Annotated in this window: 20 protein-coding genes; 1 reads left to right on the forward strand and 19 read right to left on the reverse strand. The window is 28.3% G+C overall.

All coding sequences use genetic code 11. The annotated features are described in order from the left end of the window. Positions 1 to 150: 150 nt before the first annotated feature. From rpsQ to fkpA, 19 genes are all read right to left on the reverse strand, one after another. Entirely contained in the window at positions 151 to 405 is a 255-nt protein-coding gene (gene rpsQ, locus LDP10_RS00370) for a 30S ribosomal protein S17 (protein WP_265196764.1), read from the reverse strand. Further along, positions 402 to 596, reverse strand: a complete 195-nt coding sequence (rpmC, locus tag LDP10_RS00375; RefSeq protein ID WP_265196765.1) for a 50S ribosomal protein L29 — start codon at positions 594 to 596, stop codon at positions 402 to 404. The genes rpsQ and rpmC overlap by 4 nt, the downstream gene beginning before the upstream one ends. Then, positions 596 to 1,006, reverse strand: a complete 411-nt coding sequence (rplP, locus tag LDP10_RS00380) for a 50S ribosomal protein L16 (RefSeq protein ID WP_265196766.1) — start codon at positions 1,004 to 1,006, stop codon at positions 596 to 598. The genes rpmC and rplP overlap by 1 nt, the downstream gene beginning before the upstream one ends. 14 nt (positions 1,007 to 1,020) lie before the next feature. Further along, entirely contained in the window at positions 1,021 to 1,722 is a 702-nt protein-coding gene (gene rpsC, locus LDP10_RS00385; protein WP_265196767.1) for a 30S ribosomal protein S3, read from the reverse strand. Between the two features lie 17 nt (positions 1,723 to 1,739). Next, positions 1,740 to 2,072, reverse strand: a complete 333-nt coding sequence (gene rplV, locus LDP10_RS00390; RefSeq protein ID WP_265196768.1) for a 50S ribosomal protein L22 — start codon at positions 2,070 to 2,072, stop codon at positions 1,740 to 1,742. 15 nt (positions 2,073 to 2,087) lie between these two features. Then, positions 2,088 to 2,366, reverse strand: coding sequence for a 30S ribosomal protein S19 (rpsS, locus tag LDP10_RS00395; RefSeq protein WP_265196769.1), 279 nt, complete (start codon positions 2,364 to 2,366; stop codon positions 2,088 to 2,090). 16 nt (positions 2,367 to 2,382) lie between these two features. Beyond that, on the reverse strand, positions 2,383 to 3,204 hold the full coding sequence (gene rplB, locus LDP10_RS00400; protein WP_265196770.1) for a 50S ribosomal protein L2: 822 nt from the start codon (positions 3,202 to 3,204) through the stop codon (positions 2,383 to 2,385). 14 nt (positions 3,205 to 3,218) lie between these two features. Next, positions 3,219 to 3,521: a 50S ribosomal protein L23 gene (gene rplW / locus LDP10_RS00405; RefSeq protein WP_265196771.1), complete on the reverse strand. Its 303-nt coding sequence runs from the start codon at positions 3,519 to 3,521 to the stop codon at positions 3,219 to 3,221. After that, positions 3,518 to 4,123, reverse strand: coding sequence for a 50S ribosomal protein L4 (rplD, locus tag LDP10_RS00410; RefSeq protein WP_265196772.1), 606 nt, complete (start codon positions 4,121 to 4,123; stop codon positions 3,518 to 3,520). The genes rplW and rplD overlap by 4 nt, the downstream gene beginning before the upstream one ends. A 10-nt stretch (positions 4,124 to 4,133) precedes the next feature. After that, complete coding sequence (rplC, locus tag LDP10_RS00415; RefSeq protein WP_265196773.1) at positions 4,134 to 4,763, reverse strand: 50S ribosomal protein L3; 630 nt, start codon at positions 4,761 to 4,763, stop codon at positions 4,134 to 4,136. Positions 4,764 to 4,798: 35 nt separating this feature from the next. Further along, the gene (gene rpsJ / locus LDP10_RS00420; RefSeq protein ID WP_265196774.1) at positions 4,799 to 5,110 is read right to left on the reverse strand and encodes a 30S ribosomal protein S10; all 312 of its coding nucleotides are present in this window, start codon (positions 5,108 to 5,110) and stop codon (positions 4,799 to 4,801) included. 526 nt (positions 5,111 to 5,636) lie between these two features. Further along, the gene (gene tuf, locus LDP10_RS00425; protein WP_265196775.1) at positions 5,637 to 6,821 is read right to left on the reverse strand and encodes an elongation factor Tu; all 1,185 of its coding nucleotides are present in this window, start codon (positions 6,819 to 6,821) and stop codon (positions 5,637 to 5,639) included. A 38-nt stretch (positions 6,822 to 6,859) separates the two neighbouring features. Continuing rightward, a complete protein-coding gene (fusA, locus tag LDP10_RS00430) occupies positions 6,860 to 8,971 on the reverse strand; it encodes an elongation factor G (protein ID WP_265196776.1) in 2,112 nt (703 codons plus the stop codon). 105 nt (positions 8,972 to 9,076) lie between these two features. After that, complete coding sequence (gene rpsG / locus LDP10_RS00435) at positions 9,077 to 9,547, reverse strand: 30S ribosomal protein S7 (RefSeq protein WP_265196777.1); 471 nt, start codon at positions 9,545 to 9,547, stop codon at positions 9,077 to 9,079. A 46-nt stretch (positions 9,548 to 9,593) separates the two neighbouring features. Next, positions 9,594 to 9,968, reverse strand: coding sequence for a 30S ribosomal protein S12 (gene rpsL / locus LDP10_RS00440; protein ID WP_265196778.1), 375 nt, complete (start codon positions 9,966 to 9,968; stop codon positions 9,594 to 9,596). Positions 9,969 to 10,086: 118 nt separating this feature from the next. Then, positions 10,087 to 10,374, reverse strand: coding sequence for a sulfurtransferase complex subunit TusB (tusB, locus tag LDP10_RS00445; RefSeq protein WP_265196779.1), 288 nt, complete (start codon positions 10,372 to 10,374; stop codon positions 10,087 to 10,089). Positions 10,375 to 10,386: 12 nt separating this feature from the next. Beyond that, positions 10,387 to 10,746, reverse strand: coding sequence for a sulfurtransferase complex subunit TusC (gene tusC, locus LDP10_RS00450; protein WP_265196780.1), 360 nt, complete (start codon positions 10,744 to 10,746; stop codon positions 10,387 to 10,389). A 9-nt stretch (positions 10,747 to 10,755) separates the two neighbouring features. Beyond that, complete coding sequence (gene tusD, locus LDP10_RS00455; protein ID WP_265196781.1) at positions 10,756 to 11,142, reverse strand: sulfurtransferase complex subunit TusD; 387 nt, start codon at positions 11,140 to 11,142, stop codon at positions 10,756 to 10,758. 120 nt (positions 11,143 to 11,262) lie between these two features. Continuing rightward, complete coding sequence (gene fkpA / locus LDP10_RS00460) at positions 11,263 to 12,066, reverse strand: FKBP-type peptidyl-prolyl cis-trans isomerase (protein WP_265196782.1); 804 nt, start codon at positions 12,064 to 12,066, stop codon at positions 11,263 to 11,265. A gap of 1,322 nt (positions 12,067 to 13,388) precedes the next feature. On the opposite strand from fkpA, the gene tsgA reads away from it, so the two are divergent. Continuing rightward, the gene (gene tsgA / locus LDP10_RS00465; RefSeq protein WP_265196783.1) at positions 13,389 to 14,558 is read left to right on the forward strand and encodes an MFS transporter TsgA; all 1,170 of its coding nucleotides are present in this window, start codon (positions 13,389 to 13,391) and stop codon (positions 14,556 to 14,558) included. Positions 14,559 to 14,586: the final 28 nt, after the last annotated feature.

Here is a 14,586-nt window from a genome sequence, read left to right on the forward strand (position 1 = left end):
CTCCAATAATAACACTTGTTGATTAAAAATAAACAAATTTATAATAAACACCAATATAAAAAATTTATCATTCCATTTTCTCTTACATTTCTGAAAACATGAACAGCCAATTAGTAACTACTGTTCATGCTTATGCTTAGCATAGAATTTTCAAAGTGTCGATTTTTCTAAAATACGTAATAAAATCCAAGATTTTTTTTTAGATATTGGACGACATTCCCGAACTTCTATTGTGTCTCCAATAACGCATTCATTTTTTTCATCATGGAAATGTAATTTTGTTGTACGTTTTATAAATTTTCCATAAATAGAATGTTTGACAAAACGTTCTACAGCTATAACAGCCGTTTTTTGCATTTTATCACTGATCACACAACCTTGTAATATATTATATTTTTTGGTCATGATTGTTTTCCTTTTTCTGACAACAACATTTTCACTTGAGCAATATTTTTACGAACTTTTTTTAACAAATGAGATTGTTTTAATTTACCTGATGATAATTGCATGCGTAGATTAAAATATTCTCTTGATAAATGTAATAATTCAGAATTTAAATCTATAAAATTTTTCTCACGCAGCTTAATAAATTTCATTACATCACCGTTTTAGTAACAAATATAGTTTTAATAGGCAATTTTGCAGCTGCTAATTTAAATGCTTCTCGAGATAATTCTTCAGACAAACCTTCTATTTCATATAAAATTTTACCTGGTTGGATTAAAGCAACCCAATATTCAACGTTCCCTTTCCCTTTTCCCATTCTTACTTCTAATGGTTTTTGAGTAATAGGTTTATCAGGAAAAATTCGTATCCACATTTTCCCTTGTTTTTTTACAGAACGGGTTATAGCTATCCTTGCTGCTTCAATTTGACGAGCTGTTAAACGTCCCCTGTCTACAGCTTTTAAACCAAAACTCCCGAATTGAACATCAGTACTAATAGCAAAACCACGATTCCTTCCTTTATGCATTTTGCGAAATTTAGTTCGTTTTGGTTGCATCATATAAGATAATCTCCTTACTTACGATTCTTACGATAATATTTTTTAGCTTGAGAAATCGGCTTTTCTAAAATTTTTACAGCAGACATGCCACCTAAAATTTCTCCTTTAAAAATCCATACTTTTACTCCAACAATACCATATGTGGTATGTGCTTCTGAAGCATTATATTGGACATCAGCACGTAATGTATGTAATGGGACTCTCCCTTCACGATACCATTCTTTTCTTGCTATTTCTGCCCCTCCTAAACGTCCACTTATTTTAACTTTTATCCCTTTTGCTCCTTGTCGCATGGCGTTTTGAACTGCTCTTTTCATAGCTCGACGAAACATTATTCTTCTTTCTAATTGAGAAGTAATATTATCGGCTACTAATTTTGCATCTAACTCTGGTTTTCTTACTTCTGAAATATTAATTTGTGCAGGAACACCAGCTATAATAGCTATAGCTGCTCTTAATTTTTCTACATCTTCTCCTTTTTTTCCTATAACAATTCCGGGACGTGCTGTATAGATAGTAATTCGAATACTTTTAGCTAGACGCTCAATAATAATTCGAGATACAGACGCTTTAAATAACTCTTTTTTTAAAAAACTTCTAACTTGAAAATCACTGTTTAAATTATCAGAAAAATCTTTACTATTAGAAAACCAAACAGAATTCCAAGATTTAATTATTCCCAATCGCATGCCATTAGGATGTACTTTTTGACCCATTACTAGTCTCCAAAATCTTAGCGATCAGAAACAACTACGGTGATATGACTGGTACGTTTTAAAATTCGATCAGCGCGACCTTTAGCACGTGGCATCATTCGTTTCATAGTTGGTCCTTCATTAACAAAAATTTTTTTTATTATTAAATTATCTATATCGGCACCTTCATTGTGTTCAGCATTAGCTATTGCTGATTCTAATACTTTTTTTACCAAATTTGATGTTTTTTTATTAGAATAAATAAGTATTTCTAAAGCTTTTTGTACTTTTTTACCACGAATTAAATTAGCAACCAAACGAACCTTTTGTGCAGATGAACGAGCTTGACGATATTGAGCTAAAACTTCCATTTGTTCCTCTTTTTGCTAACGTTTTTTAACTTTACGATCAGCAGCATGCCCTTTATAAGTCCTAGTTAAAGAAAATTCTCCTAATTTATGACCTACCATATCTTCGGTAATAAAAACAGGAACATGTTGACGACCGTTATGTATTGCTATAGTTAAACCAATCATATTTGGAAAAACAGTAGAACGACGAGACCAAGTACGTAATGGTTTTTTATCATTTTTTTTAATAGATTTTTCTACTTTCTTTAATAAATTGAGATCAATAAAAGGACCCTTTTTAAGAGAACGTGGCATTCTTTATCCTCTGTAATTATTTATTTCGACTTCGTAAGATAAACTTATCAGTACGTTTATTTTTTCTAGTTTTCTTTCCTTTAGTCTGAACACCCCACGGAGTCACTGGGTGTTTACCAAAATTCCTACCTTCTCCTCCTCCGTGTGGATGATCAACAGGATTCATAGCAGTACCCCTAACTGTTGGTCTAACACCTCTCCACCTAGAAGCTCCAGCTTTTCCTAATACTCTTAACATATGTTCTGAATTTCCTACTTCTCCAACAGTAGCTCTACAATCAGATGGTATCTTTCTCATTTCTCCAGATCTTAATCTAATCGTAACATAAGTATTTTCACTAGCTACTAATTGTACGAAACTTCCAGCTGAACGTGCTATTTGACCTCCCTTTCCAGGTTTCATTTCCACATTATGAACTAATTCTCCTACTGGAATATTTCTTAAAGGTAATGCGTTTCCTACTTTAATAGATTCTTTAATACCAGAAATAACTTTGTCTCCAATAGATAAACCTTTGGGAGCTAAAATATAATTGCGTTCCCCATCTTTATATAAGATTAAAGCAATATTTGCTGAACGATTAGGATCATATTCAAAACGTTCTACAACAGCTGGAATACCATCTTTTATTCTTTTAAAATCAAGAATTCTATATGCTCTTTTATGACCTCCACCTATATGACGAGTAGTAATTCGACCAGCATTATTCCTTCCGCCTGTTTTAGTATTCTTTTTTGTTAGTAAAGAAAATGATTTACCTTTATACAAATTTTTTTTGACCACTTTAATAACATGACGACGACCAGGAGATGTCGGTTTACATTTAATAATTGCCATTTTTTTCCCTACAACTAATCTACATTGCTGAGTAAATCTGCATTTTGACCTTTTCTTAAAGTAATATAAGCTTTTTTCCAATTTTTATGACGACTTACTTGATTCCCTTTACGTTTTATTTTTCCTTTAACTACAAGAGTGTTAATAGAACTTACTTTTACTTTAAATAATTCTTGTACAGCTTGTCTTATCGTAGACTTCTTTGCGTCCTTTTTTACTTTAAAAACAACTGTATTATATTTTTCTGCAGATAAAGAAGATTTTTCTGAAATTTTAGGAGAAAGTAATACTTTAAAAATAAGATTCTTATGTGTCATGAAAACATTTCCTCTATTTTACTAATAGCTTCCGTTGTTAAAATAATCTTTTCAAAAGAAATTAAACTAACTGGATTAATTAAATTAACATCACAAACATCTACTTTATATAAATTACGAGAAGCTAAAAATAAATTATGATCTATTCCTTTAATAATAATTAGTACATTTTTCAATCCTATATCTTCTAATTTTCTCACTAATAACTTAGTTTTAGGAAAATCTAAAGAAAATTTTTTAAAAATTATAAGACGATTTTGACGTACTAATTCTGAAAAAATACTTTGCATGGCACCACGATACATCTTACGATTAACTTTCTGTTCATAATCTTGAGGTTTAGATGCAAATGTAACACCACCAGAACGCCATAAAGGACTTCTGATTGATCCAGCTCTTGCTCTTCCTGTCCCTTTTTGACGCCATGGTTTTTTACCAGATCCGGAAACTTCAGCACGACTCTTTTGAGCTCGTGTCCCTTGCCTAGCACTAGATCTATAAGCCATTACAACTTGATGCACAAGAGACTTATTAAAATCTCGACCAAATGTAACATCAGACAAATGAAATAAGGTTGATTCATCTTTAAGTAATAATTCCATATTATAGTCCTCATGCTTTTATAGCTGGTTTAACAATAAGATCACTACCAGTTGCACCAGGAACAGAACCCTTTATTAATAACAAGTTTTGATCAGCATCGATTCTAACTACTGTTAAACTTTGAACTGTAACTCGAACGTTGCCTAAATGACCAGCCATTTTTTTACCTTTAAATACTCTTCCTGGAGTTTGATTTTGACCAATAGAACCAGGTACACGATGAGATAATGAGTTACCATGAGTTGCATCTTGAGTTCTAAAATTCCATCTTTTTACCGTACCACAAAATCCTTTTCCTTTAGAAATACCAGTAATATCAACTTTTTTTACATTAATAAAAACGTTTACATTAACTATATTTCCAATTTTAAAATCTTTTAAATCAGAAACTCTAAATTCCCATAAACCACGACCAGCTTTTACTCCTGATTTAAGAAAATGACCAGATTCAGGTTTTTTTAACTGATTAAATTTTTTAATTCCTGTAGTAACTTGTATAGCTTTATATTTATCATTATCTAAATTTTTAATTTGAATAATACGATTTTCTTTTATTTCAATCGCTGTAACAGGTATAGAAACACCTTCTTTAGTAAAAATTCGTGTCATACCTAATTTTTTTCCAACTAAACCTATCATTTTACAACCCTTTGATCATGCATGTAATTATCTTATTAATCAAGGCTGATCTGTACGTCTACACCAGCAGCAAGATCTAATCGCATTAAAGCATCCACTGTTTTTTCAGTAGGTTCAACAATATCAATTAGTCGCTTATGTGTACGAATTTCATATTGATCACGTGCATCTTTATTAACATGAGGAGAAATTAAAACAGTAAAACGTTCTTTACGCGTAGGCAGTGGTATAGGACCACGAACTTGCGCTCCCGTTCTTTTAGCAGTTTCAACAATTTCTGAAGTTGATTGATCTATTAATCGATGATCAAAAGCTTTAAGACGAATACGTATTCTTTGGTTCTGCATAAAATCAGAACTCCAATTTTATAAAAACTAAAAAACACCTTTCTTACTAAATAATTAGTAAGTTGGCGTAGTAGTTTAATGCATAACTCCAAAATTAGGAGTATTAAGTCCTTATATTATATAAGAAATTTAAATAATTTAAAATAAAAATTCTATATCAATTAAAAATTAAAATTTGTATAAAATAAGGAAGATATTTTAACATTCTTTTAAAAATAAACATACATAGTTTTTAAAAATTAAAATAAAATATATTTTTAAAAATTAATAATAATATTTATTAAAAAATTGTCAATATTTCAACTTTATAAAAAATTCTTATAAATAATAAAATTATCTAAACGTGCGCTGAATATTTTTTCAATAACCATAATGTTATTATTATAAAAAACATATTCTATTTTGTAAACTGTAGTATTTAAAAATTATGTTTCTATATTTTATATTAAATACGGAAGAGCTGATAAAGCTCTTCCGTATTTAATATAAATCAACCTTTCAATTATCCTATTCAATAAAATATTAATTAACTAATTACCTTAATAACAACACCAGCTCCAACCGTACGACCACCTTCACGAATTGCAAAACGCAGTCCTTCAGACATTGCAATAGGATGAATTAATGTTACTGTCATTTTAATATTATCTCCAGGCATAACCATTTCTATATCCTGAGGTAATTCAATAAAACCGGTTACATCTGTAGTTCTAAAATAAAATTGAGGCCGATATCCTTTAAAAAAAGGTGTATGGCGACCACCTTCTTCTTTTGAAAGTACATAAACCTCTGATTCAAATTTAACATGAGGGTGAATGGTTCCTGGTTTGGCTAATACTTGTCCTCTTTCTATATCTTCTCGTTTAGTGCCTCGTAATAAAATTCCAACATTTTCTCCTGCTCTCCCTTCATCTAATAATTTACGAAACATTTCAACACCAGTACATATTGTTTTTATAGTATTCTTTATTCCAACAATTTCCACTTCTTCACCAACTTTTATAATACCTTGCTCTACTCTACCAGTCACAACTGTCCCTCTACCAGAAATAGAGAATACATCTTCTATAGGAAGTAAAAACGGTTTTTCTATTGATCTTATCGGTTCTGGAATATAACTATCCAATAAATTAGCTAAATCAATTATTTTTTCTTCCCACTCCGGAACACCTTCTAATGCTTTTAGAGCCGAACCCCTTACAATAGGAGTATCATCACCTGGAAAATCATATTGTGTCAATAAATCTCTAACTTCCATTTCAACCAATTCTAATAATTCTTCATCATCAACAGCATCACATTTATTTAAAAACACAATTATATAAGGTACACCTACTTGACGACCTAACAAAATATGTTCACGTGTTTGTGGCATAGGACCATCACTAGCAGCTACTACTAAAATAGCTCCATCCATTTGAGCAGCTCCTGTAATCATATTTTTTATATAATCTGCATGCCCAGGACAATCAACATGTGCATAATGTCTACTAAGAGTGTCGTATTCAACATGAGAAGTATTTATAGTAATGCCTCTGGCTTTCTCCTCAGGAGCATTGTCTATTTGATCAAAAGCACGAGGAGATCCTCCATATTTTTTAGCCAATACGGTAGTAATAGCGGCTGTTAAAGTTGTTTTACCGTGATCAACGTGACCTATCGTTCCTACATTAATATGAGGTTTTAATCTTTTAAACTTTTCTTTAGACATAAAATATAACCTTTATTAAAATTTTTAAATATAAAAAATCATTTTTCTCGTTCTAAAATAATGTTTTTAGCTATATTATTAGGAGCCTCTGCATACTGTAAAAATTCCATAGAATAAGCTGCTCTTCCTTGACTCTGAGAACGTAAATCCGTAGCATATCCGAACATTTCAGATAAAGGTACTTTAGCAAAAATAATTTTTCCATTTATCATATTATTCATGCCTTCGATAATACCTCTTCGACGATTTATGTCACCAATAACATCTCCCATATAATCTTCTGGAGTTTCTATTTCCACTTTCATAATAGGTTCTAGTAAAATTGGTTTAGCCTTTTTAAAAGCATGCTTAAATGCTATTGATGCAGCTAATTTAAACGCTATTTCAGAAGAATCTACATCATGATAAGATCCGAAATGTAAACGTACACCTATATCTACAACTGGGTATCCTGCCAAGGGTCCATATTTTAACTGTTCTTGAATCCCTTTATCTATTGCTGAAATATATTCTCCTGGAATGACACCACCTTTGATATCATTTATAAAATTATAACTGGATTCACTTCCTGGTTCTAATGGAAATATATCAATCACTACATGTCCATATTGACCTCGTCCTCCAGATTGCTTAATATGTTTCCCTTCTATATTTTTTACTGTTTCCTTAATAGTTTCTCTGTAAGCAACTTGAGGTTTGCCAATATTTCCACTAACGTTAAATTCCCTTTTCATACGATCAACAATAATTTCTAAATGTAATTCTCCCATACCTGCAATAATAGTTTGATTAGATTCTTCATCCGTCCATACCCGAAATGAAGGGTCCTCTTTTGCTAATCTATTTAAAGCCAAACCCATTTTTTCTTGATCAGATTTTGTTTTTGGTTCTACAGAAATAGAAATTACTGGTTCAGGAAATTCCATGCGTTCTAAAATAATTCTAGAATTTTGATCACATAAAGTATCACCTGTTGTTACATTTTTTAAACCAATAGCTGCAGCTATATCACCAGATCGTACCTCTTTTATTTCTTCTCTTTTATTTGCATGCATTTGAACAATTCGTCCAAATCTTTCTTTTTGAGATTTTACAGAATTAAATACAGTATCTCCTGATTTCACTACTCCAGAATACACTCTAAAAAATGTCAAATTTCCAACAAATGGATCACTGGCAATCTTAAACGCTAATGCTGAAAAAGGTTCCTCATCATTACATTTAGGTAAAATAGTTGAATTTTTTGCTCTGTTCGAAATTTCTTGTTTTAATCCTATATCTGTTGGAGATGGTAAATATTCTATTACTGCATCTAATAAAGCTTGTACTCCTTTATTTTTAAATGCGGATCCGCAAGTAATAATAACAATTTCGTTATTTAAAACTCTTTGCCGAAGTGCTAATTTTATTTCTTCTTCAGAAAGTTTTTCTCCATTTAAATATTTTTCCATAATTTCTTCATTTGCTTCGGCTGCAGATTCAATTAAATTATGATGCCATTTTCTAGATAAATCTAACATATCGACAGGAATATCTGAATAAGTAAAAGTCACTCCTTGATCTTTATCGTTCCAACTAACAGATTTCATTTTTATTAAATCAATTATTCCTACGAAATTCTCTTCGCTACCTATTGGTAAATGAATAAGAACAGGATTTGCAGCAAGACGATTTTTAATTTGTTTAACTACTTTTAAAAAATTTGCTCCCATACGGTCCATTTTATTAATAAATGCAATTCTAGGTACCTTATATTTGTTTGCTTGACGCCAAACAGTCTCAGATTGAGATTGAACACCTCCAACCGCACAATAAACCATAACAACACCGTCTAATACCCGCATAGAACGTTCAACTTCTATGGTAAAATCAACATGTCCTGGTGTATCAATAATATTAATTCGATGTGGTGTAAACTGATCAGCCATTCCTGACCAAAATGCAGTCGTTGCAGCAGAAGTAATAGTAATACCTCTCTCCTGTTCTTGTGCCATCCAATCCATAGTTGCTGCTCCATCATGAACTTCGCCAATTTTATGATTAATTCCTGTATAAAACAAAATTCGTTCAGTCGTGGTCGTTTTTCCAGCATCTATATGAGCACTAATTCCAATATTTCTATAATTGGTAATAGGAGTAGTACGAGCCATTTTATTCCTCTGGTTACCTAATAGTCTAAATTGTTAATCAATAAAAAAGAATGGCTTTACCTGTTGATTAACGTATATATAATTCATTACTGCAATAAATAGTTTTTACCAACGATAATGTGCAAAAGCTTTGTTTGCTTCTGCCATTCTGTGTACTTCTTCCTTTTTTTTCACAGCATTCCCTTTATTTTCGAAAGCATCTTGCAATTCATTGGATAATCTGAGAAACATCGATTTATCTGGACGTTTACGCGCTGCTTCGACAATCCAACGCATAGCTAAAGTATTTCTTCGTACCGGACGAACTTCCACCGGAACTTGATAAGTAGAACCACCAACACGACGAGATTTTACTTCTACTGTTGGACGAACATTCTCTAATGCGAGATTAAAAATATCTAATTCTAACTTACCTATATGTTCTGATATTTTTTTTAATGCTTTATAAACTATCACTTCAGCGATTGATTTTTTCCCATCTACCATTAATATGTTAATAAATTTAGCCAATATTTCAGATGAAAATTTTGGATCTGGTAAAATTTTACGATTACCAATTACACGACGCCGAGGCATAAATACTCCTTTCCCATAAAAAAATTATTTTTGTTTTTATTTATATTTATACTTTTGTTTTTTTTACACCATATTTAGAACGACCTTTTTTACGATCTTTTACTCCTGAACAATCTAAAGAACCCCTAACAATATGGTAACGAACCCCTGGCAAATCCTTTACTCGTCCACCTCTTATTAAAATTACCGAATGCTCTTGCAAATTATGGCCTTCTCCACCTATATAAGCAGTCACTTCAAAACCATTGGTTAACCGAACACGACAAACTTTTCTAAGAGCTGAATTAGGTTTTTTAGGAGTAGTTGTATAAACTCTTGTGCATACTCCTCTTTTCTGAGGACATTTATCCAAGGCCGGTACGTTACTTTTTATATTTCTACGAACACGGGGTCTGCGGACCAACTGATTAACTGTGGCCATGAAATCTCCTATTATAAAATTTTTATGATTTCTAATAAAATAAATTAAATTGAATATACTATTATTATGCAGAATTTAGAATGGTTAAAAAATATTCTAGAATAAAATAACTAATTGCTTACCAATTCATTTGCTGTTGATTTTTTTCAGTTAGAAACACAAATTTTTGGTAATCGATCATAATAAATCCAGTTGCAATTTTTTTACAAAGACCGCGCGCCGCTAGATCTTCTTTTAAAACATAGAGATTAGCTGATGAATTTAATAAATCTCTTAAAAAATAGTTTTTATCTACAGCAATAATTACACCATCTTGTAATGCTAATAAATCATCTGATTTCTTTAAAATATTAAATAATAATATCATATTACTTTTAAAAGGGGAATTCATTAAAGTATGTAACATACTAAACACCTCTTAAAAATTAATAATTCCATCACATTCATCTAATTTTTTTTGAAGAATATTCTTACTTAAAATCTGAATATCTAATAAAAAAATATCTTTTTCAAAAACACCTCGTTCTATTAAAGAATCAGAACAAAAGTAAAATTTGTTAATACCATACAAAGGCAAAATACAAAACGCAGGTGTATAATTACGCGAGAATATATATTCTGGTTTTTGATTCTTTATTAATTGAAAAATTCCATCACCAATAAAAAAAATGGAAATATACTGAATTGTCAAAGAAGCAGACAAAATTAAATCTAAACCTTCTCTACCAAAATCAGTACCATGCGGTGCATAAGAAAAAACAAAAGCTATATTTTTCATAAAATCACATTAAAATTGTACAACACGATCACATTTTCGAATAGATTCAGATAATTCACCTAATCCAGTTAACGTAAAACCTTTAGCTAAATTTCCTATTTGAATACCAAATCGTAATGCCTGTTCATCACTTATTACTCCCCTTCTAGCAGCTGCACTAATACAAATGTTTAATTTTATATTAAATTGAGAATGGAAATCTTGCCAAGAATTAACTAAATTAAATTCATCTTCAGCCGGAGATACCATCTTATTTGCATTTAATACACCACTAAAATAAAAAAAAATACTATCTAATTTATGTCCACAATCAATTAAAGCACGAGAAAAAAATAAAGCTGTCCTGGAATTTTGTTTTCCGTATGCTGAACCTGTAACTATAACCAAATAATTCATATAATTTAAACCATAATATTGGAAACATAAATTATATCTTATGGACACATAATATAATTTAAGAATTGAAAAAAATTTTAAACATGTTAAATTTTTAATTGCATAATAATAAAAATTAATTTAATTTGACATAGGTTTTACATCAATTAATTCTATATCAAAGATTAATGTTGAATTACCAGGAATTCCTGGAACTCCATTTTCTCCATAAGCTAATTGAGGCGGTATTACTAATTGAATTTTCCCACCCTTACTAATATATTTAATACCTTCTTGCCACCCTTGAATTACATCTTTTATAGATAACCATATTGGTCCACTTGTATATGAATTATCAAATTCACTACCATCAATTAACGTTCCTTTGTAATTTACTAAGATCATACCTTTATCTTTTAGAAATTGCCCATCTCCTAATTTTTTTATTAAAACACATAAACCAGTTGAAGTTTTTTTTACACCTATTTTTTTTTCAAAATTAGATATATATACTTTTCCTTGAATATAATTTTCTTCAGCTCTTTTTTTTAACATCATTATCTCTGTATTTTTCAATTTGTATTCTAGATTTCTCAATCTATTAGCAATTTCTTCATTAGACAATTTTAATGTTCCAAACATTGTATCTTGCAACCCTAAAATAAATTTTGTTTTATCTAAAAAAAATCCTAAATTTTCCTGATCTATCAATGAACGTTCCATGTAACTACCTAATGAAACTCCTAACGCATAAGAAATTTTTTCATTGTTATTTTTAAAACTAGAAGTATGATTAATGTGAGATATATTTTTTTTTACTTCAATTAATCTAAAAAAATTAGATGCTAAACAAACACCAGAACTAAAAAATAAAGTATATGTTATACAAATAAACGTAAATATATTAAAAAATTTCTTTAAAAAAACATTTTTTTTGTTTTTCATGATTATATTATTTCTATATTTTTATAATAATAAATATTATACTTGATTATCAGCATAAAATCTTCATTTTACATTGCAGATTTAATTTATTTATGAAAAATATTCATTGAAAATTTAATCAAATATATGAGATATAAAAATCAACATCATTATTAATAATATCAATTTTAAAAATTTTTTTTAAGTAAAATAATTATTTTACATATAATCATACTTACATGTTAAAAAAACATCCAAAATTTAATTCAAATAAAAAATAAAACTAATATCTTTATGACCTGAAAATATAAAAATTAAATTTTTATCAACATTGGAAAATAATTTTTAATGAAAACTTATACTAATAACACCTATACGCAAATTTTATATCATAATTAATATTATTATTAAAATCATTGAAAAAATTGATACATAAAATACGATATAAAATTATTTAAAATAACATTTATTATTTAAAATACTTAATTTTTACACAAAAAAAAATAAAGCAAAAATATTAAATATTATAAATCAATATAAAATCATAACGAATATAGATTACAAATTATATAAAATAAATCAAATTTATCTAAAAATAAGATAATATTACATAATCACATTAATTAAATTCTTAATCATAATTAAAAAATAATTTAATGATATTGTTAAATATGACAAAATAATAAGTTTTTAATAAAAAATATATTAAAAATTACAGTACAAACATATTTATCTAAAAGTAAATAAATTTAAAATTGTTTATTAGTTATGTTTCCAAAAATTTATTTTTCCCAAAAATATATTTTCTATTCCCTAATTTATTCTGCAAAAATCTATTTTATATCAAAAAAAATCTAAACAAATAAAACAATATCAACAAAAATATTACAAATATTTATTAATTTCTAAAAATTTCTTTTGATATTATATTGCGTATAAAAAATATAAATTAATAAAATGTATGTAGATATAACAACACATATTAAATTCAGTATCACAATCACAAAATTAACTTTTATATAAAATACAAATAGTTTATGACTAACTTTTTATTTTAGATAAATGTTACACTGGAAAATAAAAATATATATCTTATATACGAAAAAATGTTTTATGTATATAAAATGCACATTACATACAATAAAATTGCTATAAATATTTTATCTTGATATAACTTGATATCAATCACATTTTTTAAAAATTTAAATTTTTTGCTGATATATTACCAAAAACAAATTATATAACATCATATATATTCTATTTAATTAAAAAGCAAGTATGAATCATTTATTCATAATAAAAAATAAATAAAATTAAATAAATTTATTTCAGGATACTAACATATGACAAGAACAAATCGTATAAGTCTTATTTGGATTAGTTTTTTTTCTTATGCTTTAACTGGTGCATTAATTGTTGTTACAGGATTGATAATGGGAAACGTATCAGAATATTTTAAAATATCTTTATCATACACCAGCAATATTTTTACTTTTTTAAATGCTGGTATCTTAATATCTATTTTTTTAAATGCTTGGTTAATGGAAATTATTCCATTAAAAAAACAAATTATTGTAGGTTTTTTTCTTATGGTACTATCAATATGTGTATTAATATTAAATCATAATTTAATATTTTTTTCATTTAGTATTTTTATGCTAGGTATTATAAGTGGAATTACAATGTCAATAGGAACTTTTTTAATTACTCATTTGTATACAGGAAACAAAAGAGCTTCTTTATTGTTATTAACAGATTCTTTTTTCAGCATGTCAGGTATGTTTATTCCTATTTGCACTACTTTTTTATTAAAGGAAAATTTTCAATGGTACTGGGTATACACATTAATAGGGATTATTTACTTATTTATCTTCTTATTAACAATATACTCAAAATTTCCAAATTTAAATTCTACTCCTCAAGAAAAAAAAATAAAGCAAAAAGAAAAATATAGTACCAGTACATTTTTGTTATCTTTATCAGCATTATGTTATATTTTAGGACAATTAGGATTTATTTCATGGATTCCAGAATTTTCGATAAAATTGATAGGGACAAATATTGTCGATGCTGGGAAATTAGTTAGCAATTTCTGGATGGCATATATGTTTGGTATGTGGTGTTTTAGTGGAATCTTGAAATTTTTTGATTTACAAAGAATGATGTTTTTTCTCACAGGTATTTCCTGTGTATTAATGTATTTATTCATTCAAAATACAAATTATGAATATTTAAAATGGATCATAATTTTATTAGGATTTTTTTCTAGTGCTATTTACACTCTAATAATTACATTAGGATCTTTACAAACTAAAAAAACTTCTCCAAAAGTCATTAATTTTATTTTAACATCTGGAACAATAGGAACGTTATTAACGTTTATTATCACCAGTCCTATTGTTGCTCAATTTGGAATTAAAGGAGCATTATTCACCGCAAATATTTTATATTTAATAGTTTTTATACTGTGCTTCATTTTAGGTTTTTTTTCAAAACATAGAAAATATTCATAATAAATTGTCGATATGTTATACGATTAAA

Source organism: Buchnera aphidicola (Pemphigus obesinymphae) (genome assembly GCF_026122815.1).
GTDB lineage: Bacteria > Pseudomonadota > Gammaproteobacteria > Enterobacterales > Enterobacteriaceae > Buchnera_C > Buchnera_C aphidicola_BJ.

Excerpts from the sequence above, each read along its gene's own strand:
- tuf (WP_265196775.1), bottom strand. The coding sequence starts at position 6,821 with ATGTCTAAAGAAAAGTTTAAAAGATTAAAACCTCATATTAATGTAGGA.
- rpsG (WP_265196777.1), bottom strand. The coding sequence starts at position 9,547 with ATGCCTCGGCGTCGTGTAATTGGTAATCGTAAAATTTTACCAGATCCA.
- rplP (WP_265196766.1), bottom strand. The coding sequence starts at position 1,006 with ATGATGCAACCAAAACGAACTAAATTTCGCAAAATGCATAAAGGAAGG.
- rpsC (WP_265196767.1), bottom strand. The coding sequence starts at position 1,722 with ATGGGTCAAAAAGTACATCCTAATGGCATGCGATTGGGAATAATTAAA.
- rplB (WP_265196770.1), bottom strand. The coding sequence starts at position 3,204 with ATGGCAATTATTAAATGTAAACCGACATCTCCTGGTCGTCGTCATGTT.
- rplC (WP_265196773.1), bottom strand. The coding sequence starts at position 4,763 with ATGATAGGTTTAGTTGGAAAAAAATTAGGTATGACACGAATTTTTACT.
- rpmC (WP_265196765.1), bottom strand. The coding sequence starts at position 596 with ATGAAATTTATTAAGCTGCGTGAGAAAAATTTTATAGATTTAAATTCT.
- rplV (WP_265196768.1), bottom strand. The coding sequence starts at position 2,072 with ATGGAAGTTTTAGCTCAATATCGTCAAGCTCGTTCATCTGCACAAAAG.
- rpsL (WP_265196778.1), bottom strand. The coding sequence starts at position 9,968 with ATGGCCACAGTTAATCAGTTGGTCCGCAGACCCCGTGTTCGTAGAAAT.
- rplW (WP_265196771.1), bottom strand. The coding sequence starts at position 3,521 with ATGACACATAAGAATCTTATTTTTAAAGTATTACTTTCTCCTAAAATT.
- tusC (WP_265196780.1), bottom strand. The coding sequence starts at position 10,746 with ATGAAAAATATAGCTTTTGTTTTTTCTTATGCACCGCATGGTACTGAT.
- fkpA (WP_265196782.1), bottom strand. The coding sequence starts at position 12,066 with ATGAAAAACAAAAAAAATGTTTTTTTAAAGAAATTTTTTAATATATTT.
- rpsS (WP_265196769.1), bottom strand. The coding sequence starts at position 2,366 with ATGCCACGTTCTCTTAAAAAGGGTCCTTTTATTGATCTCAATTTATTA.
- tusD (WP_265196781.1), bottom strand. The coding sequence starts at position 11,142 with ATGAATTATTTGGTTATAGTTACAGGTTCAGCATACGGAAAACAAAAT.
- rplD (WP_265196772.1), bottom strand. The coding sequence starts at position 4,123 with ATGGAATTATTACTTAAAGATGAATCAACCTTATTTCATTTGTCTGAT.
- fusA (WP_265196776.1), bottom strand. The coding sequence starts at position 8,971 with ATGGCTCGTACTACTCCTATTACCAATTATAGAAATATTGGAATTAGT.
- rpsQ (WP_265196764.1), bottom strand. The coding sequence starts at position 405 with ATGACCAAAAAATATAATATATTACAAGGTTGTGTGATCAGTGATAAA.
- rpsJ (WP_265196774.1), bottom strand. The coding sequence starts at position 5,110 with ATGCAGAACCAAAGAATACGTATTCGTCTTAAAGCTTTTGATCATCGA.
- tusB (WP_265196779.1), bottom strand. The coding sequence starts at position 10,374 with ATGTTACATACTTTAATGAATTCCCCTTTTAAAAGTAATATGATATTA.
- tsgA (WP_265196783.1), top strand. The coding sequence starts at position 13,389 with ATGACAAGAACAAATCGTATAAGTCTTATTTGGATTAGTTTTTTTTCT.